We start from the raw sequence: 20,107 nt of genomic DNA on the forward strand, positions 1-20,107 counted from the left end.
AGCCTTTCGGCTCTCCGAGGGGTTGCGCGTGACAGAACGTTGCCAGTCGGGCTTTTAGTGAGCCACGCGCTTGGCAAGGACGACGACATTGAGCACCATGTCGGTCGAAACGGTCTGCATGCCCACAGTCTTCACAATGGCTCATGAGAGTGTCAATCCACGAAGCCGCTGTCTCAGGATGCGGACAGCGGCCCACCACGTGAGACTCCGACGGCGGGGCCCCTCGGACCCCACCGTCGGACGGGAGGGACTCTTAGTTGAGGACCGCGCCCTCGCTCGCCGAGTGCACGAGCTTGGCGTACTTCGCCAGGACGCCCTTCGTGAACTTGGCCGGGAGCGGCTGCCAGCCTTCGCGGCGCGCCTCGAGCTCGGCGTCGTCAACGAGGAGCTCGAGCGTGCGGTTCGGAATGTCCACGCGGATCCGGTCGCCGTTGCGAACAAAGGCGATGGGACCGCCGTCGACCGCTTCGGGGGCGACGTGCCCGATGCACAGGCCAGTAGTCCCGCCCGAGAAGCGGCCGTCCGTGAGGAGCAGGACGTCCTTGCCGAGGCCGGCGCCCTTGATCGCGCCGGTGATGGCGAGCATCTCACGCATGCCAGGGCCGCCCTTGGGGCCTTCATAGCGAATGACGACGACGTCCCCCGCCGTGATCTCTCCGTTGTCGAGCGCGTCGAGCGCGCCCTGCTCGCGCTCGAACACGCGGGCGTTGCCCTCGAAGATCTCCGCGTCGAATCCCGCCGTCTTGACGACCGCGCCCTCCGGGGCGAGCGAGCCGTGGAGCACCGAGAGACCGCCCGTCTTGTGGATGGGGTTGTCCATCGCGCGAACGATCTTGCCGTCGAGATCCGGCGGCGCGATCTCGGCGAGGTTCTCGGCGACCGTCTTGCCGGTCACCGTGAGCGCGTCGCCGTGCAGGAGGCCGGCGTCGAGGAGCGCGCGCATGACCACGGGCACGCCGCCCACGCGGTCGAGGTCGTACATGACGTAGCGGCCGAACGGCTTGAGGTCGCCGAGGTGCGGGACCTTGTCGCCGATCCGGTTGAAGTCCTCGAGCTCGAGCTCGACCTCGGCCTCGCGGGCGATCGCGAGCAGGTGAAGCACGGCGTTCGTCGAGCCGCCAAACGCCATGACCACGGCGATCGCGTTCTCGAACGCCTCGCGCGTCATGATGTCGCGGGCGGTGATGCCCTGACGGAGGAGGTTGACCACGGCCTCGCCAGAGCGGTGCGCGAACATGTCGCGGCGGCGGTCGGCCGAGGGCGGTGCGGCGGAGCCGGGGAGGGACATACCGAGGGCCTCGGCGGCGCTCGCCATCGTATTAGCGGTGTACATGCCACCGCACGCGCCCTCGCCGGGGCAGATCGCGCGCTCGATGCGGTCCAGATCGCCCTTCGACATCTTGCCTGCAGCGCATGCGCCCACGGCCTCGAACGCGTCGATGAGCGTGACGTCCTTCTCGGTTCCGTCCTCGAGCTTGACCCAGCCCGGCATGATCGAGCCCGCGTAGAGGAAGACGCTCGAGACGTCGAGGCGCGCGGCGGCCATGAGCATGCCCGGGAGCGACTTGTCGCAGCCGGCGAGCAGAACCTGGCCGTCGATGCGCTCGGCCTGCATGACGGTCTCGACCGAGTCCGCGATGATCTCACGCGAAACGAGGGAGAAGTGCATGCCCTGGTGCCCCATCGAGATGCCGTCGGAAACCGAGATCGTGCCGAACTGCATGGGGAAGCCACCGGCGGCGTGGACGCCCTCCTTGGCGGCCTTCGCGAGGCGGTCGAGCGAGAGGTTGCACGGCGTGATCTCGTTCCAGGAGCTCGCAATGCCGACCTGAGGTTTGGCGAAATCCTCGTCGCCGAAGCCGACGGCGCGAAGCATGCCGCGGGCGGGCGCGGCGTGGATGCCGTCGGTCACGACGCGGCTGCGCGGCTTGATGTCGACGCCCTCGCGGGGCGCGGAAGATGTCTGGCTCTGCTCGGTCATGGGGAGAGTCTATGACCGCGGTTCTCGTGGTCCGACCGGCTATCCGGCACCAAGCGCCAAATTCCGGGATTGTTTCGTCCAAATCACGGACCTCGGTCCGCATTATGGACACGTAGACTGGGGACGCGGCGAAAGGAGCAAGCGTGAGCAGCCAGCACCCGCCCCACCCCGAAGGCTGGGCCCGTGCCACAACAGACGCAGCACTCAAGACGGCCTTGCACCGGCTCTTCGACGGACAGATCCCGAACTACGCCTCCTACAACCTTGTGTGCGCGGCCGAGACCGGCGGAACGTTCGACGGCGTCCTGCCGGGCGCGCCCGTGCCGCATGGCCTGGTCCTGGGCTACCGGAGGCGGCCGGCAGAGCTTGTCATTACCCCGTTCGACCGGCGCACCCTCGAGCCTTCCGGCCGACCCTGGACGATCGACCTCACGAACCTCGCCTACGCCGAGGAAGCGGTCCCCGGCGCGTTCGACATCGGCACGAGCACCGGGAGGGTCTACTCCTTCACCGTGCGTGGACGCTGCGTGATCGACGCGCCGAGCTCACCCCACCCGCGGGTCATCGAGCAGGTCGACGACGCCGAGGACTTCGCGGACTTCATGCGGACGCTCGCGGCCCTCTAGGTGTACCCGGCCAGGACGTTGGTAGCGGCGAGTCTGGTTGAACGTGGGAGAACCTCCGAGTGGGATGTGGCTTGTCTAAGGCCCACTCCAACTCGGAGGTTCTCGTGTTCCACCGTAACGCCCGTCTGACTGTCCATGGCCGCATGCTGATCATCGAGCGCCACCGCTCCGGCTGGAAGCAGGCCCATATCGCCGCGGCGATGGGGATCTCCCGCAAATGCGTCAGGACCTGGATCCTGCGGTACGAGGCCGAGGGCGAGGCCGGGCTGGAGACCCGGTCATCGCGGCCCCGCTCGATGCCCACGCGGACCGCGCCAGAGGTCGAGCAGCGGGTGCTCGCGGCACGCGCCGAGCGCCGCGAGGGCCCCGACGTCCTCGGCCCGAAGGTCGGTGTCCCTGCTCGGACCGTGTCCCGGATCCTGCGCCGGCACGGGGTGCCCTACCTGCGCGAGTGCGACCCGATGACCGGCGATCCCCTCCGCTCCTCGAAGTCCACCGCCGTCCGCTATGAGCGCCAGAGGCCCGGCGAGCTGGTCCACATGGACGTCAAGAAGCTGGGCCGGATTCCCGACGGCGGCGGGTGGAGGGCTCTGGGGCGTGCCGAGGGAAACCGCAGCCGCGGGGCAGGGACCGGCTATGACTACGTGCACTCGCTGGTCGATGACCACTCCAGGCTGGCCTACTCCGAGATCCTCCCCGACGAGAAGGGCACCACCTGCGCCGGGTTCCTCGAGCGCGCCGCAGCCTATTTCGCGGCCAGGGGCATCACCCGGATCGAACGCCTCATGACAGACAACGCCTTCGCCTACCGCCACTCCAACGACCTCAAGGCCGTCTGCGCCGCACTGGGAGCCAGGCAGAAGTTCATCAAGCCCCACTGCCCCTGGCAGAACGGCAAAGTCGAGCGCCTCAACCGCACCCTGGCCACCGAATGGGCCTACCGGCGCCCCTTCACCAGCAACACCGAACGCCAATCAGCACTTGCACCATGGATCGAGCACTACAACACTGTCAGAAGCCACAGCGCACTCGGAGGCAAACCCCCGATCAGCCGACTGCAACCATCCTGATGGCCGGGTACACCTAGGACCTAGTTCTCTGGTCGCCTCCCGTGTCGGACCGTTGAATGGTCGCAACGCGCCGCGGGCACTCGGCCCGCGACGCCACCGACGAAGGGAGGCCGTTCGTGGATTGGCTGCCCATGACCATCTCCGCCATCGTGCTTGCCGGCGCGGCGGCCTGGACTGTCCTGCACGAGGACCGGTCCATGACCGGCAACGGAAGGCATCGCTCCCGCCAGAGCGGAGCGTCCTGACCTGGACCGATTCGCGCGGGCGAAATGTCGCATCGTGCGCGCTTGATTAGACATGTAAATCGGAGTAGCCTCTCGCCACCATTTCTCTTGGATAGTTGGGGGTACTCCATGACAACTCGGCCACTTTTCCGCGCGCTCGCAGGCGCCGCCCTGGCACTTTCGCTCGCGGGATGCGGGGGCGCGGTCAGCCACGTCTCGACAGCCAGCCCCGCACCGTCAACGGCGCCACCTGTCGCGGCAAGCCCCACCCGGACGGCGACCCAGACGAGCCTCGCACCCACTCCGACTCCGACTATAACGAGCGCGAGCCCGGTCGCCGCGCCGGCAACCTCCGACGCCGCCCCGCCCGCCGCCGTCGTCCCTGCCCCGGCTGCGCCCGCAGCCCCGGCACCCGCTCCGGCCCAGCAGCAGGCTCCGGCTGCGCCCGCACCCGCTCCCGTCGCACCGGCACCTGCACCGGCACCTGCGCCCGCACCGGCCTACATCATCCCCGGAGCCTTCTGCCCGAACTCGATGGTCGGCCAGGCAGGAACAGCAGCCAGCGGCAAAACCTATATCTGCGGCGGCAAGGGCCCGGACGCCAACGGCCACTACCACTGGAACGTGCCCTAGCTTGTTGGATCAGGCACTCTTGGGGTGACAGCCGGCGGCGCGGCGCCCTGCGACCGCCTTCTAGGCCCGGTCGAAGATGGCGTCGACTGCCCGGCGCCGACTGGCATTCACGGGGCGCTGGGCTTGCACTGGCCGCCCTTCCCCGCACCGGCCGCCCTTCCCCGCATTGGCCGCCCTTCCCCGCACCGGCCGCCCTTCCCCGCACCGGCCGCCCTTCCCCGCACCGGGGTGGCGGGCCCGCCACCCCAATGCGGGGAAGGCGCCCCAAAGCCGGCCTGAGGCGCCCGGACAACACAAAAACCCCTCCCCGATCCGCGTTTCCGCAGATCAGGGAGGGGTTGCTGTGCGCCCCCCGGGACTCGAACCCGGAACCCATTGATTAAGAGTCAATTGCTCTGCCAATTGAGCTAGAGGCGCATTCCGTGCGGGACTCTCGCTGGCCTTCGGAGCGATCTCCGGACCTCGCGGCGTCCCCCGCAACGACATGTAACTCTACACGGACTGAGCCCCAGAACGAAATCGGCAGAGCCCCCGTTCGGCGTGTTGTCTGTCACGGCTCAATCGGGCTCGGATCCGCATGACTGCACGGCCTCGCGGGGCGCAGCTACGCTGGCAGAATGACCACTTCGCCAGAGCCCCGGAGGCTCGCCCCGGGAGAGTTCGCGCCGGATTTCTCGCTGCCCGATTCGAACGGCGGCACCACGAGTCTCGCGGACCTCCGCGGACGCAGGGCGGTGCTCTATTTCTACCCCGAGGCGGATACCCCCGCGTGCACGCAGCAGGCGTGCGACTTCCGCGACTCCCTCGAATCGCTCGGAGGTGCGGGCTACGCGATCGTCGGTGTGTCTCCCGACCCGGCCAAGGCGGTCGTGAAGTTCGCCTCGGAGCAGCATCTCGGCTTCCCGCTCCTCGCAGATGCGGACCACGGCGTCGCCGACCTCTACGGCACGTGGGGAGAGAAGAAGAACTACGGGCGGGTGTATCAGGGGCTCATCCGCAGCACGTTCGTCCTCGACGAAGATGGCCGGATTGTGCTCGCGCAATACAACGTGCGCGCCAAGGGCCACGTCGCGAAACTTCGCCGAGACCTGAAGATCGACTGAGACTCGGGGGCGCTCGCGCCGGTTAGACTGGCAGACGGCCCTCCTGCTCGCGCGGGCGGGCCGCGCGCGAGTGGTGAAATTGGCAGACACGCAGGATTTAGGTTCCTGTGTCTTCGGACGTGAGGGTTCAAGTCCCTCCTCGCGCACCACCTCCGGTCCGTGCATCAGCCGACCGTGCAGGTCGACACCCAGTCATCAAGGGCGCCGGGCATGCGGCGGGGAAGGGCGTAGAGTGGCGCGGAGCATCGGACGCAGGGAACTGCTTCAGGCGGCCGCGGTGGCGGCCCTTCTGACAGGCTGCACGGCGTCGCCCGGCCCCACGCCCTCCCCGAGCGCGAGCGGAACGGACGCGCCGAGCGAGCCCTTCACGTTCGCGACGCCGGCCCCGCCGATCGGCCTCGACCCGGCCGTCATTGCCGAGCTCGAGTCGTGGCGCATCACCCGCCAGATCCTCGAGTGCCTCGTGACGACTGACCCCGAGACCGGCGCGCCCGCCCCAGCACTCGCGACCTCGTGGACCCAGAGCAGCGACCTGCTGAGCTACACGTTCACCCTGCGCCAGAACGTCACGTTCCACGACGGCACGCCGTTCAATGCGGCCGCGGTCAAGGCGAACTTCGACCGCTGGTTCAACTTCAGCCCCGCATTCCGGGCCGCGAGCGGGCCCCTTCCGTTCACGGGCGTGTTCAAGGCCCATGCGGACGCCCCGACGCTCTCTCTCTTCAAGAGCTGCGACGCGATCAGCGATCGCCAGATCAAGATCACGCTCACCCAGCCGCTGACCGGGTTCCTCCAGGCCCTCACGACGCCGGGCTTCGCGATCTCCTCCCCCACGGCCCTCGCGGCCGGCACGGCAGATGTGGCGGACCAGACGTCGGCTGGAACCAAGATCTCGCGCTACGCCCTGCACCCCGTCGGAACCGGTCCGTTCCGCTTCAAGGAATGGGCCACCGACCGCGTGGCGCTCGAGGCGTCGCCGAACTACTGGGGCCCCCGGGGCCAGATCTCCGCCCTCACGTTTGTCGCGTTCGACCAGCCGCAGGCGCGGCTCCAGGCGCTCGTGGACGGCCGGATCGACGGCTACGACGCCGTGACGCTCGACAACATCGAGACGCTCGTCCGCAAGGGCCTGCAAGTGGTTCGGCGCGACCCGTTCTCCGTCATGTACCTCGGCATGAACCAGGCCGTCCCGATCCTGCAGAACGAGAAGGTGCGCCTCGCGATCGCGATGAGCATCAACAAGGACGCCGTGATCCGCCCGTTCTTCCTCGAGGACACGAAGCCGGCCTCACAGTTCATCGCCCCCAAACTGAGCGGCTTCAACCAGGCCGGCGGCTTCCCCCCGTACGACCCCGAAAAGGCCAAGCGGCTCCTCTCCGAGGCCGGGTACAAGGGCGAGGAACTCAAGTTCTACTACCCGCTCAACACCACGCGCCTCTACCTCCCCTCGCCGGAGAAGGTCTACAGCGAGCTCAGCGCCCAGCTCACGCGTCTGGGGCTCAACCTCAAGCCCGTGCCGATTGCGTGGTCCGACGGCTACCTCGAAAAGGTCACGAGCGCGGGCGACCACGCGTTCCACCTCCTCGGGCGCTACGGCACGTTCGCCGACCCCGACGACTTCCTTGCGCCGCTGTTCGGCGCCAAGACGGGAGAGTTCGGCTTCTTCGACGCCCAGCTCTTCAGCAAGATCGACAGGGCCCGGTCCCTCCCCGACGGAACGGACCGCACGCAGGCCTACCAGAGCATCAACGCGCAGCTGGGCAGCACCGCCCCGGCCGTGCCCATCGCGTTCCCCATCTCAGCCGTCGCCGTCTCAAACCGCGTGGTCAACTATCCGACCTCGCCCGTGCTCAACGAGACGTTCAACCGCGTGACGCTCAAGACCTCGTAGCCTCGGGCCGCCCGCGTCTCCGCCCCAAAAAAATGGGCGCAGACCCCTTGACTCGGCGGCCCGCGAGGATTTAGAGAACCGCGCCCGCGAGGGATATTCTGCCTGTGGTCCATTTGCGCAGGGAGAGTCAGTGACCTTCATATCCACCACTCGGTCCGCCGATGTCGTCTTGATCGGCGGTGGCATCATGAGCGCCACCCTCGGAGCGTTCATCAAGAAACTTGAACCCGCCTGGAACGTGGTGCTCTTCGAGCGCCTCCCGGCGGTGGGGCTCGAAAGCTCAGGCCCTTGGAACAACGCGGGAACCGGCCACGCGGCCTACTGCGAGCTCAACTACACGCCCCAGGCCAAGGACGGCTCGGTCAGTCCGGCGAAGGCGCTGGGCATCAACGAGGGCTTCCAGCTTTCGCGCCAGTTCTGGTCCCACCTGGTCCGTGAAGGGGACATCGGCGACCCCACGCGGTTCATCCACACCGTCCCGCACATGAGCTTCGTGCTCGGCGAGGACCACTCCGACTACCTCAAGCGGCGCTTCGAGGCCCTCAAGCCGAACCCGCTCTTCGCCGAGATGGAGTTCTCCGAGGACCCCGCGCAGATCGCCGAGTGGGCCCCCCTCGTGATGGACGGCCGCGGCCCGGGCCGCGTCGCCGCCAACCGGGTGGCCTCCGGCACCGACGTCGACTTCGGCACGCTGAGCCGCGAGCTCGTCGCGTTCCTCGACGCAAACGGGGTCGAGGTCAACTACGGAACCGACGTGACCGACGTCAAGCGCTCGCGCGGCGGCTGGGACGTCTCGACCAAGCACACCGCGTCGGGCGAGCGCGGTGCCATCCACGCGAAGTTCATCTTCATCGGAGCGGGCGGCGGGGCGCTGCACCTCCTGCAGAAATCCGGCATTCCGGAGAGCAAGGGCTACGGCGGCTTCCCCGTCTCGGGCAAGTTCTTCCGCTGCACGGACGAGGGCGTCGCGGCGCAGCACAACGCCAAGGTCTATGGCCAGGCGTCGGTCGGCGCGCCGCCCATGTCAGTCCCGCACCTCGACACCCGCTACGTGGATGGCAAGCGCTCGCTCCTGTTCGGGCCCTACGCGGGCTTCTCGACGAACTTCCTCAAGAGCGGCTCGCTCCTGGACCTCCCGCTGTCCATCCGGGCGGGCAACATCGTCCCGATGCTCGCGGTCGCGAAGGACAACATGGACCTCACGGCCTACCTCGTGAAGGAGGTCGCGAAAAGCCACGCCGCGAAGGTCGAGGCGCTCCGCGAATACTTCCCGCTCGCGGACGGCGAGAAGTGGGAGCTCATCACAGCCGGCCAGCGCGTTCAGATCATCAAGAAGGATCCGGCCAAGGGCGGCGTGCTGCAGTTCGGCACCGAGGTCATCACGGCCCGCGACGGCTCGGTCGGCGCCCTCCTCGGCGCGTCGCCCGGCGCCTCGACGGCTGTACCCATCATGCTTGAGCTCATGCACCGCTGCTTCCCCAAGAAGTACCGCGGCTGGGAGGACAAGCTCCGCGAGATGATGCCCGGCTACGGAGTCAAGCTCAACGACAATCCGGACCTCGCGGCGGAGCTCGCGGCCAGCACGGCCGAGGCGCTTCAGCTCGCGGCGACAGCACAGTAGCGCACAGGCCCTGGCGGCCCGCACCGTTCGAGGACGGTGCGGCCCGTCGCCGTCCAACGGGAGAACCCACCACCATGTTCCGGCTCGCGAGCCTCTCGATGTCCAACAAGGCGCTCATCGCGCTCATCACGCTCTTCGCGGCGGTCTTCGGCGTCATCACCGTCGGGACCCTCAAGCAGGAGCTCATCCCGTCCATCGAGTTCCCGCAGCTCACGGTCGTCTCGTCGATGCCCGGTGCCTCGCCCGACGTCGTCGACAAGCAGGTGGGGCAGCCGCTCGAGAAGGCGCTCCAGGCGGTCGAGGGCCTCGAGAGCAGCGCGTCGACGTCCCGAACCGGCGTTTCGACGATCCGCCTCTCCTTCACGTACGGGACGAACCTCGACCGCGCCCGCAACCAGATCGACCGCGCGATCTCCACCGCGAAGCAGCAGCTCCCCTCGAACGTCACGCCGAACACGCTCGCGGGGAGCGTGAGCGACTTCCCGATCGTGTTCATCGCCGCGTCCTCGGACAAGGGCCTGAGCGAGCTCGAGGGCCAGCTCGCCCAGCAGGCGGTCCCCGCGCTCTCGAAGATCGACGGCGTGCGGAGCGTCGACGTGACCGGCGGCGCGACGCGCCACGTGCAGATCCAACCGGATCCGGCCACGATGGCGGCCCGCGGCGTGGACGTCAACGCCATCCGGACCGCGCTCCAGAACAACGGCTCACTCGTGCCGATCGGCGCGGTGACGGATCAGGGCCGCACGCTCTCGCTCCAGGCCGGAAGCCCGGTCGATTCGACGGACGCCATCAAGAGCCTTCCGCTTGCGGGCGCGAAGCAGCCCACCAAGATCGGCGACGTGGCCGCCGTCGACCTTCAGGACGACGCGGCGACGTCGATCACGCGCACCGACGGCAAGCCGACCCTCGCGCTCTCGGTCACGAAGAAGCCCGAGGGCGACACGGTCGCGATCTCCCACGCGGTCCGCGACGCCCTGCCCGGGATCCAGTCGAGTCTTGGCTCCAACGCGAAGCTCACCACCGTGTTCGACCAGGCGCCGTTCATCGAGAAGTCGATCAAGGACCTCACGACCGAGGGCCTCCTGGGCCTCGGCTTCGCCGTCCTCGTGATCCTCGTGTTTCTGCTCTCGGTCCGCTCGACGCTCGTCACGGCCGTCTCGATCCCGCTTTCGCTCCTCATCACGTTCATCGGCCTCTTCGCGGCGCACTACTCGCTCAACATCCTCACGCTCGGAGCGCTCACTATCGCGATCGGCCGCGTCGTGGACGATTCGATCGTGGTGATCGAGAACATCAAGCGTCACCTGAGCTACGGCGAAGAAAAGACGACGGCGATCCTGGGGGCCGTGCGCGAGGTCGCCGGGGCCGTCACCGCGTCGACGCTGACGACCGTCGCGGTATTCCTCCCGATCGCGTTCGTGGGGAACCTCGCGGGCGAGCTCTTCCGACCGTTCGCGCTCACTGTCACGATCGCGCTCCTCGCCTCGCTCGCGGTCGCGCTCACGATCGTGCCCGTGCTCGCGTACTGGTTCTTGGGCCAGAAGTCGCCGGGCGCGGTCAAAGCCGACGAGGTCGAGGCCGAGGCCCACGAGAAGGAGCGGCGCGGCTGGCTCCAGCGCGGGTACCTGCCGATCCTCCGTGGAACGCAGCGCCACCCCGTGTGGACGCTCGTCGCCGGCGCCGTGGTGCTCGTCGCGACGTTCGGCATGACCCCGCTCCTCCAGACCAACCTGCTGGGCAGCTCCGGCGAGAACAGCTTCACGGTGTCGCAGCAGATGCCCCCGGGGACAAGCCTCGACGCGACGAGCTCCGCGGCCGCGAAGGTCGAGGGCGCCCTGCGCGGAACCGCGGGAGTCAAGACCGTTCAGGTGACGATCGGCAACTCGACCACGGGCTTCAGCGCGTTCCTCTCCTCGGGCGCCTCGAACGCGACGTTCACCGTTATCACGGACGATTCGGCGAATCAGGCGAACGTCCAGCAGGACGTGCGCGGCGCCGTCGGCCGTCTCAGCGGCGTGGGCACGGTGAGCGTGCGCCAGCAGCAGGGCGGCTTCGGCACGGCGTCGACCGTGGATGTCACGGTCAAGGCGCCGGATTCGGCGTTCCTCTCCGCGGCGAACGATGCGGTCATGGCAGCGCTCAAGGACGTGCCCGGCTCGACGGGTGTCACGAGCAACCTCGCGGCGGGCCAGCCGGTGGTCCAGGTCAAGGTGGACCGCGCGAAGGCGGTTGCCGCGGGCCTCTCCGAGCAGCAGGTGGGGACGCTCCTCGCCGCGACCGTGAGTCCGATCCCGGCCGGGACCGTGCGGATCGACACGAGCGACTTCCCCGTGCTGATCGGCAAGGGCACGCAGTTCTCGAGCATCGACGCCGTGCGCGCGCTCCCGCTCCCCGGCGCCTCGGGCCTGACGCTCGGCTCGATCGCGAGCGTCGCGTCGGTGGACGTGCCCGTGACGGTCACGAGCACGTCCGGCCAGCGCACGGCCACGGTCTCGGTCTCCCCCGGAGACTCGAACCTCGGCTCGGTGAGCACCGAGGTGCAGAAGCGCGTCGATGCACTGACGCTCGGCGGCGGCGCGACGGCGTCCGTGGGCGGCGCCGCGACCCAGCAGGCGGACTCGTTCAAGCAGCTCGGCCTCGCGCTGCTCGCGGCGATCGCGATCGTGTACGTGGTCATGGTCGCGGCATTCAAGAGCCTTCTGCAGCCGCTCGTGCTGCTCGTCTCGATCCCGTTCGCCGGGACCGGCGCGATCCTGCTCCTGCTCGCGTCCGGGATCCCGCTGGGCCTCCCGGCGCTCATCGGGCTGCTCATGCTTGTGGGCATCGTGGTGACGAACGCGATCGTCCTCATCGACCTCATGAACCAGTACCGACGGCCGAGCGGGCGGCGCCCGGCGCTGGCCCTCGAGGACGCGATCGAGCAGGGGGCGCGCCAGCGCCTGCGCCCCATCCTCATGACGGCGCTCGCGACGATCTGCGCCCTCACGCCCATGGCCCTGGGCCTCACGGGCGGCGGCGGGTTCATCTCCCAGCCGCTCGCCGTCGTTGTCATCGGTGGCCTCGTCTCCTCGACCGCGCTCACACTCGTCCTCGTCCCGGTGCTCTACCGCCTCGTCGAGGGGCGGCTCGAGCGGCGCCGGCTCCTGCGCGACCTCGCCCGCCGGCCCGAGCCGGTGGAGCTCGAGGCGGACCCAGACGGCGACGTCAACGACTTCGGCGGCGACTGGACCACGGGCGTCGTGCCGAAGGTCACCGGCCGCCGGGCGGCGAAGGCCTAAAGCACCCCGGGAACAATCTCTGACCCTCCGGGGTTCGGGATAGATGCAAATGCATGTATCCTGAATGAACCGAGGAAAGAGGTCATCATGCAGTTCGGAATCTTCAGCGTCGGCGACGTCACCCTTGACCCCACGACGGGCCGGATGCCCACCGAGGCCGAGCGAATCAAGGCCATCGTGCAGATCGCCAAGCACGCCGAAGAGGTTGGCCTCGACGTCTTCGCGACCGGGGAGCACCACAACCCGCCGTTCTACCCGAGCTCGCCGACCACGATGCTCGGCTACATCGGCGCGCAGACCGAGCGCCTCATCCTCTCCACGACCACGACGCTCATCACCACGAACGATCCGGTGAAGATCGCCGAGGACTTCGCGATGCTCCAGCATCTCGTGGACGGCCGCGCGGACCTGGTCCTGGGCCGCGGCAACACCGCCCCGGTGTACCCCTGGTTCGGCAAGAACCCGCAGGACGCGCTCGAGCTCACGATCGAGAACTACTCGCTCCTGCGCCGCCTCTGGGACGAAGACGTAGTGGACTGGAGCGGGAAGTTCCGCACCCCACTGCACAACTTCACGGCGACCCCGAGGCCGCTCGACGGCGTGGCCCCGTTCGTGTGGCACGGCTCGATCCGGACCCCGCAGATCGCGGAACTCGCGGCGTACTACGGCGACGGCTTCTTCGCGAACAACATCTTCTGGCCCAAGGAGCACTACATCCGCCTCATCAACCTGTACCGCGAGCGCTTCGAGCACTACGGGCACGGGAAGGCGCACCAGGCGATCGTGGGGCTCGGCGGCCAGTTCTTCCTCCGGAAGAACTCGCAGGACGCCGTGAACGAGTTCCGCCCGTACTTCGACAACGCGCCCGTCTACGGGCACGGCCCATCGCTCGAGGACTTCACCGCCCAGACCCCGCTCACGGTAGGCAGCCCGGCCGAGTTCGTCGAGAAGACGCTCGCGTTCCGCGACTACTTCGGCGACTACCAGCGCCAGCTGTTCCTCGTGGACCACGCGGGGCTCCCGATCAAGACCGTCCTCGAGCAGCTCGATCTCCTCGGCGAGGTGCTCCCCGAGCTCAAGGCCGGCTTCGCCGAGCGCCGGCCCGCGGACGTCCCCGAGGGCCCCACGCACGCCGCCCGGGTCGCGCAGCAGCTCGAGGCCGCGGCGGGCGACGAAGAGTCGGCGCGGAGCGAGGAGCCAGCCGAACCCGCCGAGACGTCGCGATGAGCGCGCCCACGGCGGACCGGCCGGTGAGCCACTCGCCGTCCGGGCCGTCCAGGCCGTCGGTCCCGGCCAGGCCGGCCGCGCCGTCCGTGCGGGAGACGGCCGAGGCCTGGGAGTCGCTCTTCCGCACCCAGGTCTCGGTCATGCGCCGGCTCCAGACCGATCCGGCGTTCCGCGAGCTCGGCATCAAGGAATACGACGTGCTCTTCACGCTGAGCGGCTGCCCCGAGGGCGGCCTGCGGCTCAACGAGCTCAACAACCACGTGCTGTTGGCCCAGTCGAGCCTGAGCCGGCTCGTGGACCGGCTCGAACGCAAGGGCCTCGTAACGCGGCGCGCGGCCCCCGAGGACGGGCGCGGGACGCTCATCGCGCTCACCGAGGCCGGGCTCGAGACGCAGCGGCGGATCGGGCGGGGGCACGTCCGCGAGATCGCGCGGCTCTTCGGCACCGCGCTCGACGGCGGCGAGCTCGCCGAGCTCACGCGGCTCACCGCGAAGCTTCGGCAGCACGTCGAGGAGAGCCGCCCGCTCTGAGCGCGGAGGCCTCGCGCCGACGGGCGCGGCCTAGCCGATGATCGAGAGCTTCCCGGGCTCGTCGTCGGGCAGTACCTCGTCGGACTCCGCCGAGACCGAGAGCCTGCGCAGCACGAGGCTCCCGCCAACGGTGGAGAGGAACGCCGTGTCCGAGGAGTCGCGGCCAGCCGTGATGCGCAGCATCCCGGCCCGCGACGCGAGGCCCGTGGGGTCGATCACGTGCCACGCGCCATCGACGAATGCCTCGGCCACGGCGTGGAAGTCCATGGGCCGCAGCCCGGGCGCGTACACCGCAGTGAGGCGCGCGGGCACGTCCTTGGCACGCAGGAGAGCGATGGCCAGGTGCGCATAGTCGCGGCACACTCCGCGGCGATGCAGGAGGGTCTCGACCGCGCCGTCCGTGCCGCGCGACGAGCCGCCCACGTAGGAAAGCTGCTCGTGCACCCACTTCCGCACCGCGAGGACGAGCTCGGAACCGCCCAGGCGCCCGAACTGCCCGTACGAAGTTGGCAGGAGCCTGTCGCTCTCGGCATAGCGGCTGGGCCGGACGTAGCGGATGAGCTCCATCTCATCCACGGTGTCGGGAACGGCGCGGCCGTCCACCGTCGCGGAGTACTCGACTTCGACGTCGGAGGGCTCCGCGAACTCGAGCACGTGGAACCTGCCGCCGTGCCCGTCCGTGAGTTCGCGCCACGGCACGGGCTCCCCTCCCGCCGTGACGGTCAGCCGCTCGTCGAACGAGCTGTAGCCGGGATTCCGAGCGGCCGCGACGGCCATCGCGACCTTGGTCCGCGCCACGGTGGTGAAGGACAGACGGGCGCCGACAGTGCGCAGCATAATGCTCCAGACAGGCTAGGGTTCGCCGGGACGTTCTAGGAGGTCTTCAGGAATTTCAGCGACATGATCATGCGCTGGGCGTTGGCGAAGTCACCGGAGTTCTGGACGTAGGCCGACGCTTGAGCAAGGTTATCGAATGCCTGCAGAGGCGCAACCTGGGCCTGGGGTGAGAGCGGCGCGAGCTCCAGAACGTCGGAGAACGCGTAGCCCCCGATGCTCGCCGGCCCCGGGACGACGTTGGCGAGCTTGCACGCCTTTCCGTCTTGGGACACCGTCGCAACGCCCACGAGACCAAACGAGCCGAAGTACTTGTACCCCTGGATGACCCGGAAGACGAAGCGGGGCGAGATCGCGGTGACGCTGTCCGTGAACGGAAGCGTCACGGGGAGGCTGTTGAGCACGGAATAGGCCTTGGCCTGGGCGGGGTCGCACGCCTGCTGCGTCGGCTGCGGGAGGCCGGTCTGGAGCGCCGCGACGAACGTTCCGTCCGCCTTCTTGACGTCGAAGTGCAGGGCGCCTGCCGAGGATCCCGCAGCGGCGGCGCCCGACTGGACGATCCATTCGTCCGGGAGCTCGAAGCTCACCGTCTTCCCGGGATCGCTGAACGTCTTCCACTTCGCGGCAGTGGCGCCGGGCGACGGCGTCCCGCTCGCCGAGGCGCTCGTTCCCCCGGACGCCCCGGCCGAGGCGCTCGCGCTGGCCCCGCTGGGGCCGACGGCGGTCCACGTCGGCGTGCTCTGCCCCGAGCCGCACGCCGTGAGCAGCGAGCCGACGACGACGGCGAGGCTCACCGCGGCGATGCCCGCCCCCGTGATCCGCGGGCTGCGCGCGGCTCGACGGGCGGATTCTGGGCGGCTGCGGAGACGAACGGCGTCCATACAGGCAACCCTAGCGAACCACCGCCGAGGTAGTCTGGCGCCATGCACGAGCAGCGAGCCAGTGTTTCCCCGAACGGTCTGCCGGAGGCGTCCGAGTCGCCCGATGTCGACGCGGAAGGAGCCGACGCGTACGGCTTCGATGCCGACGACGAGGCCGCCCTCGCCATCCCGGCACACGAGATCGCCGAATGGCGACTCGGCATGTTCGCCGTATACGCCTCGGTGAGGGATGCGCCGTCGCCCGCTGAGGCCCACGCACTGTGGTGCCGCGAGCGCGATGCCCTGTTCGTGGGCCACCCGGCCTCCGCGCTCCTTCCCGCCGACCGCGCGCGCTTCGCGGGCCTGCGGGTTGCGCCGTACGATCCCAGGTTCCGGTTCGAGCTCCCGCTCCTCCCCGAGGGCGCAGGGCAGGAGCGTCCCGTGCGGACGGGCACGGACGGCATCGTCCCGTTCGTGCGGCTCGGCACGTTCGACGTCCCCGGCATCGGAAAGCTCGCAGCATGGAAGCACGCGGGCTACGGCGGCGGGGTGTTCGTCCCGTTCCGCGACGCGACCGCGGGCCGCCCGGGCGGCTCGTATGGCGCGGGGCGGTACCTCCTCGACACGATCAAGGGCGCCTACCTCGGGGCGCGCACGGGCGACGACGGGGTGCCCGTCTACACACTCGACTTCAACTTCGCGTACAACCCCTCGTGCGCCTACAACGAGGCGTGGGCGTGCCCGCTCCCCGGGCCGGAGAACCGCGTCGCAGCGGAGATTCCGGTCGGCGAGCTCTACCCGATTCTGTAGCTGGCTCGCCGACCCGAACCTCCTGGCCCGGCTAGTGCTGGACCGCCTTCTCCGCGCCGACGCCCGTGAGCGAGCGGACCTCCATCTCGGCCCGCTTCGCGGGGTCCTCGACGCGTCGGTCCAGGACGCTTCCGAGCCAGCCGAGCGCGAACGCGAGCGGGATGGACACGGTGCCGGGGTTGCTGAGCGGGAAGATCGCGAAGTTCGCGCCGGGAATCATCGACGTCTTGGCGCCGGAGACCACCGGCGAGAGCGCGATGAGGATGATCGCGGACCCGAGCCCGCCGTAGATGCTCCAGAGCGCGCCCTGGGTGGTGAAGCGCTTCCAGAAGAGCGAGTAGAGGATGGTCGGCAGGTTCGCGGACGCCGCGACGGCGAACGCGAGGGCGACGAGGAACGCGACGTTCTGGCCGTTCGCGAAGACGCCGCCGATGATCGCGAGGATGCCGATGACGACGACGGTGCGCCGGGCTACCTTGACCTCAGCACCGGGGGTTGTCTTGCCCTTCGCGAGCACGTTCGCGTAGATGTCGTGGGCGAACGAGGCGGCGGCGGTGATGGTCAGCCCGGCCACGACGGCCAGGATGGTCGCGAACGCGACGGCGGCGATGAAGCCGAGCAGGATCGGGCCGCCGAGCTGGAACGCGAGGAGCGGGGCCGCCGAGTTGACGCCGCCGGGCGCGGCCTTGATGGTCGACGCGCCGACGAGGGCGGCGGCGCCGTAGCCGAGCACGAGCGTGAACAGGTAGAACGCGCCGATGAGCCAGATGGCCCACACGACCGACTTGCGGGCCTCCTTCGCGGTCGGGACCGTGTAGAAGCGCATGAGCACGTGCGGGAGGGCCGCCGTGCCGAGGACGAGCGCGAGGCCGAGCGAGACGAAATCGAGCTTCGTCGTGTCGCTCACGCCGTACTGCAGGCCCGGGTTGAGCAGCGCCCCGCCTGTCTTGCCGCCGGCCTCGACGGCGCTCCCGAGCAGGCGAGAAAGGTCGAAGCCGTTCATCGCGAGGACCATGACGGTCATCGCGGCGGCGCCGATCACGAGGAGGAACGCCTTGACGATCTGCACCCACGTGGTGCCCTTCATGCCGCCGATGAGCACATACATGATCATGAGCACGCCCACGACCGCGATCACGACGGCCTGGCCTCCCCAGGTCGAGATGCCGAGGAGGAGCGCCACGAGGCCGCCTGCCCCGGACATCTGCGCGAGGAGGTAGAAGAAGCACACGGCGAGCGTCGACGTCGCGGCCGCGATCCGCACCGGGCGCTCGCGGAGGCGGAACGCGAGGACGTCCGCCATGGTGAACTTGCCCGTGTTGCGGAGGAGCTCGGCGACGAGCAGGAGCGCGACGAGCCACGCGACGAGGAAGCCGATCGAGTACAGGAACCCGTCGTAGCCATTGAGCGCGATCGCGCCCGTGATGCCGAGGAACGAGGCCGCGGAGAGATAGTCGCCCGCGATCGCGGTGCCGTTCTGCCAGCCCTTGAAGGAGCGCCCGCCCGCGTAGTAGTCGGCGGCGGTCTTGTTGTTCTTGCTCGCGCGCAGCACGATCACGAGCGTCACCGCGACGAAGGCGGCGAAGATCGTGATGTTGAGCCACGAGGAATCCTGGAGTCCCTTCACTGGGCGCCTCCGTCGGTTGCCGGCGCGACGCCGGAAGCGCGGGCGCCGTCGAAGTCGTGGTCCTCGATCTCGGCGCGGATCGCCTCCGCCGCCGGATCGAGGTGCCGGTTCGAGTAGCTCACGTACCAAGCCGTGATCGCGAACGTGCTCACAAACTGGAGCAGCCCGAGCACGAGCCCCACCGTGATGTTGCCGGCCAGCTTGATCGACATGAACTCGTGCGCGTAGTCGGCGAGCAGGACGTACGCGAAGTACCAGACCAGGAAGGCGGCGGCGAGCGGGAAGACGAAGCTGCGGTGCCTGCGCCGCAGCTCCGAGAATTCGGGGCTGGACTGGACCAGCCGGAAGTCGGGACGAGCTTCTTTGCTCAAGGGATCCTCCTCGTGGTGCCCGGCAAGCCGGCGGACGGCCGGCCCGCGCGGGCGTTGAGTGATGTGCATCACTTTCTAGGGCCGCGTTCCCCAACACCATGCGCCCCGCGCCCTGATCGCCGGACGGCCGCTCCCCTGCGCTGAACGGCGCCCCCGAGGCGGCGAGCAGAGCCAAGCCTTGCGTACCCTGTGCCTATGTCACCCGAGTGGCTCGCGGCCGCCGTCGTCCTCCTCATCGTCGCGCTGGGACTCGCCGTGGGCGCCGTCGCCCTTCGGCTGTGGCGCGCGCGGCGGGACTTCGGCAGCGACGCCGAGCGTGCCACGTACACGACGCTCCACGCGGCAACTCAGGCGGGGCGGTATCTCCGGGGCGGGCTCGAGCCCGAGGGCTCCGCGAAGGCCGCACGGCATCTGCGCGCCATGCTCGGCTCCCCCGCGCTCGCGCTGACCGACGAGGCGCGCCTCCTCGCGTGGGACGGCGCGAGCCCCGCCCATGCGGCGACCGTCATGGGGCTCGCCGCCAGGACGCTCGCGAGCGGCCGGAGCCGGATCTCGACCGCCCCCGAGGTCTCGTGCGCCGCCGCGGGGTGTGCCGCGACCGACTGTCGGCTGCGCAGCGCCGTCGTCGCCCCCGTGAGAGCTGGGTCGAGGATCATCGGGACCGTCGTCGCGTTCGCGCCGGACGCACGGGCCGGCCTCGTGAGCGCGACCAACGAGGTCGCCGCGTGGGTCGCGGCGCAGGCCGAGCTCGCCGAGCTCGACCGCTCCCGGACGCTCCTCATGGAGGCCGAGGTGCGGGCGCTGAGGGCCCAGATCAGCCCCCACTTCATCTACAACGCGCTCAACGCGATCGCGTCCTATATCCTGACCGACCCCGAGCGGGCCCGTGAGCTCGTGGTCGAGTTCGCGGACTTCACGCGCTACTCGTTCCGCCGCCACGGCGACTTCACGACGCTCGCCGAGGAGCTGCGAAGCATCGACCGGTACCTGCTCCTCGAGCGAGCGCGCTTCGGTGACCGGCTCCAGCTGAGCCTCCGGATCGCGCCCGAGGTGCTCGGGACAGTCGTCCCGTTCCTGAGCCTCCAGCCGCTCGTCGAGAACGCCGTCAAGCACGGCATCGAGGCGCGCGCGGGCGTCGGGCACATCTCGATCACCGCCGTCGAGGAGGGCGCCGACGCCGTGGTCCGCATCGAGGACGACGGCGTAGGCATCGATCCCGAGCGGCTGCGCTCCGTCCTCGCTGGCCACGCGCGCGGCGAGCACGTGGGGCTCCGCAACGTCGACGCGCGGCTCCGTCAGGTCTACGGGGACGACCACGGCCTCGTCGTCGAGACGGCCCCTGGCGCCGGTACCCTCATCACGCTCCGCGTCCCGAAGTCCCAGCCCGAGCACGACGTGCTGCCCCCAGTAGACTGACCGCC

The 20,107-nt window shown here is 69.4% G+C and carries 16 protein-coding genes and 2 tRNA genes; 12 read left to right on the forward strand and 6 right to left on the reverse strand.

What is annotated here, in order from left to right; translation table 11 throughout:
- Nucleotides 1–253: 253 nt before the first annotated feature.
- Nucleotides 254–1,981 (reverse strand): dihydroxy-acid dehydratase, encoded by a 1,728-nt coding sequence (ilvD, locus tag ACOKR1_RS13275; RefSeq protein WP_422933494.1) that lies wholly within the window; start codon nucleotides 1,979–1,981, stop codon nucleotides 254–256.
- A gap of 143 nt (nucleotides 1,982–2,124) precedes the next feature.
- Between ilvD and ACOKR1_RS13280 the strand changes: the two genes are divergently transcribed.
- The 3 genes from ACOKR1_RS13280 (at nucleotide 2,125) to ACOKR1_RS13290 (ending at nucleotide 3,922) form a co-directional block, all read left to right on the forward strand.
- Complete coding sequence (locus ACOKR1_RS13280; RefSeq protein ID WP_422933495.1) at nucleotides 2,125–2,607, forward strand: hypothetical protein; 483 nt, start codon at nucleotides 2,125–2,127, stop codon at nucleotides 2,605–2,607.
- Between the two features lie 104 nt (nucleotides 2,608–2,711).
- Nucleotides 2,712–3,677, forward strand: a complete 966-nt coding sequence (locus tag ACOKR1_RS13285) for an IS481 family transposase (RefSeq protein WP_422936644.1) — start codon at nucleotides 2,712–2,714, stop codon at nucleotides 3,675–3,677.
- Nucleotides 3,678–3,733: 56 nt separating this feature from the next.
- Nucleotides 3,734–3,922, forward strand: a complete 189-nt coding sequence (locus tag ACOKR1_RS13290) for a hypothetical protein (protein ID WP_422933496.1) — start codon at nucleotides 3,734–3,736, stop codon at nucleotides 3,920–3,922.
- A gap of 956 nt (nucleotides 3,923–4,878) precedes the next feature.
- Here the strand turns inward: ACOKR1_RS13290 and ACOKR1_RS13295 are convergent.
- Nucleotides 4,879–4,951, reverse strand: a tRNA-Lys gene (locus ACOKR1_RS13295).
- 200 nt (nucleotides 4,952–5,151) lie between these two features.
- Here ACOKR1_RS13295 and bcp point away from each other — a divergent pair.
- The 7 genes from bcp to ACOKR1_RS13330 all read left to right on the forward strand — a co-directional run bounded on the left by bcp (nucleotide 5,152) and on the right by ACOKR1_RS13330 (nucleotide 14,184).
- The gene (gene bcp / locus ACOKR1_RS13300) at nucleotides 5,152–5,637 is read left to right on the forward strand and encodes a thioredoxin-dependent thiol peroxidase (RefSeq protein ID WP_422933497.1); all 486 of its coding nucleotides are present in this window, start codon (nucleotides 5,152–5,154) and stop codon (nucleotides 5,635–5,637) included.
- Nucleotides 5,638–5,701: 64 nt separating this feature from the next.
- A tRNA-Leu gene (locus ACOKR1_RS13305) sits at nucleotides 5,702–5,786 on the forward strand.
- Nucleotides 5,787–5,869: 83 nt separating this feature from the next.
- On the forward strand, nucleotides 5,870–7,528 hold the full coding sequence (locus ACOKR1_RS13310; protein WP_422933498.1) for an ABC transporter substrate-binding protein: 1,659 nt from the start codon (nucleotides 5,870–5,872) through the stop codon (nucleotides 7,526–7,528).
- A gap of 130 nt (nucleotides 7,529–7,658) precedes the next feature.
- A complete protein-coding gene (locus ACOKR1_RS13315) occupies nucleotides 7,659–9,149 on the forward strand; it encodes a malate:quinone oxidoreductase (RefSeq protein WP_422933499.1) in 1,491 nt (496 codons plus the stop codon).
- 74 nt (nucleotides 9,150–9,223) lie between these two features.
- Complete coding sequence (locus ACOKR1_RS13320; RefSeq protein ID WP_422933500.1) at nucleotides 9,224–12,427, forward strand: efflux RND transporter permease subunit; 3,204 nt, start codon at nucleotides 9,224–9,226, stop codon at nucleotides 12,425–12,427.
- 87 nt (nucleotides 12,428–12,514) lie between these two features.
- Nucleotides 12,515–13,654, forward strand: a complete 1,140-nt coding sequence (locus ACOKR1_RS13325; protein WP_422933501.1) for an LLM class flavin-dependent oxidoreductase — start codon at nucleotides 12,515–12,517, stop codon at nucleotides 13,652–13,654.
- A complete protein-coding gene (locus ACOKR1_RS13330) occupies nucleotides 13,651–14,184 on the forward strand; it encodes a MarR family winged helix-turn-helix transcriptional regulator (RefSeq protein ID WP_422933502.1) in 534 nt (177 codons plus the stop codon). Before ACOKR1_RS13325 ends, ACOKR1_RS13330 begins: the two co-directional genes overlap by 4 nt.
- Before the next feature lie 30 nt (nucleotides 14,185–14,214).
- Here the strand turns inward: ACOKR1_RS13330 and ACOKR1_RS13335 are convergent, their stop codons facing one another.
- Both ACOKR1_RS13335 and ACOKR1_RS13340 read right to left on the reverse strand, forming a co-directional pair.
- A complete protein-coding gene (locus ACOKR1_RS13335) occupies nucleotides 14,215–15,021 on the reverse strand; it encodes a transglutaminase-like domain-containing protein (RefSeq protein WP_422933503.1) in 807 nt (268 codons plus the stop codon).
- Between the two features lie 35 nt (nucleotides 15,022–15,056).
- On the reverse strand, nucleotides 15,057–15,899 hold the full coding sequence (locus ACOKR1_RS13340) for a hypothetical protein (RefSeq protein ID WP_422933504.1): 843 nt from the start codon (nucleotides 15,897–15,899) through the stop codon (nucleotides 15,057–15,059).
- Nucleotides 15,900–16,100: 201 nt separating this feature from the next.
- Here ACOKR1_RS13340 and ACOKR1_RS13345 point away from each other — a divergent pair, with 201 nt between their 5' ends.
- Nucleotides 16,101–16,688 carry a DUF1684 domain-containing protein gene (locus tag ACOKR1_RS13345; RefSeq protein ID WP_422936645.1) on the forward strand — a complete coding sequence of 196 codons (588 nt, stop codon included), beginning with the start codon at nucleotides 16,101–16,103 and terminating at the stop codon, nucleotides 16,686–16,688.
- Nucleotides 16,689–16,719: 31 nt separating this feature from the next.
- Here the strand turns inward: ACOKR1_RS13345 and ACOKR1_RS13350 are convergent, their stop codons facing one another.
- Together ACOKR1_RS13350 and ACOKR1_RS13355 are read right to left on the reverse strand one after the other, a co-directional pair.
- Complete coding sequence (locus ACOKR1_RS13350; RefSeq protein ID WP_422933505.1) at nucleotides 16,720–18,315, reverse strand: solute symporter family protein; 1,596 nt, start codon at nucleotides 18,313–18,315, stop codon at nucleotides 16,720–16,722.
- Nucleotides 18,312–18,686 carry a DUF485 domain-containing protein gene (locus tag ACOKR1_RS13355; protein ID WP_422933506.1) on the reverse strand — a complete coding sequence of 125 codons (375 nt, stop codon included), beginning with the start codon at nucleotides 18,684–18,686 and terminating at the stop codon, nucleotides 18,312–18,314. Before ACOKR1_RS13355 ends, ACOKR1_RS13350 begins: the two co-directional genes overlap by 4 nt.
- 189 nt (nucleotides 18,687–18,875) lie before the next feature.
- Here ACOKR1_RS13355 and ACOKR1_RS13360 point away from each other — a divergent pair, with 189 nt between their 5' ends.
- Nucleotides 18,876–20,102 (forward strand): sensor histidine kinase, encoded by a 1,227-nt coding sequence (locus ACOKR1_RS13360; RefSeq protein WP_422933507.1) that lies wholly within the window; start codon nucleotides 18,876–18,878, stop codon nucleotides 20,100–20,102.
- Nucleotides 20,103–20,107: the final 5 nt, after the last annotated feature.

It is taken from the genome of Sinomonas sp. P47F7 (assembly GCF_049332655.1).
Taxonomy (GTDB): Bacteria; Actinomycetota; Actinomycetes; order Actinomycetales; family Micrococcaceae; genus Sinomonas.

Coding starts and splice junctions, on each gene's coding strand:
- ilvD (WP_422933494.1), bottom strand. CDS start 1,981: ATGACCGAGCAGAGCCAGACATCTTCCGCGCCCCGCGAGGGCGTCGAC.
- ACOKR1_RS13290 (WP_422933496.1), top strand. CDS start 3,734: ATGGTCGCAACGCGCCGCGGGCACTCGGCCCGCGACGCCACCGACGAA.
- bcp (WP_422933497.1), top strand. CDS start 5,152: ATGACCACTTCGCCAGAGCCCCGGAGGCTCGCCCCGGGAGAGTTCGCG.
- ACOKR1_RS13320 (WP_422933500.1), top strand. CDS start 9,224: ATGTTCCGGCTCGCGAGCCTCTCGATGTCCAACAAGGCGCTCATCGCG.
- ACOKR1_RS13325 (WP_422933501.1), top strand. CDS start 12,515: ATGCAGTTCGGAATCTTCAGCGTCGGCGACGTCACCCTTGACCCCACG.
- ACOKR1_RS13330 (WP_422933502.1), top strand. CDS start 13,651: ATGAGCGCGCCCACGGCGGACCGGCCGGTGAGCCACTCGCCGTCCGGG.
- ACOKR1_RS13335 (WP_422933503.1), bottom strand. CDS start 15,021: ATGCTGCGCACTGTCGGCGCCCGTCTGTCCTTCACCACCGTGGCGCGG.
- ACOKR1_RS13340 (WP_422933504.1), bottom strand. CDS start 15,899: ATGGACGCCGTTCGTCTCCGCAGCCGCCCAGAATCCGCCCGTCGAGCC.
- ACOKR1_RS13345 (WP_422936645.1), top strand. CDS start 16,101: ATGTTCGCCGTATACGCCTCGGTGAGGGATGCGCCGTCGCCCGCTGAG.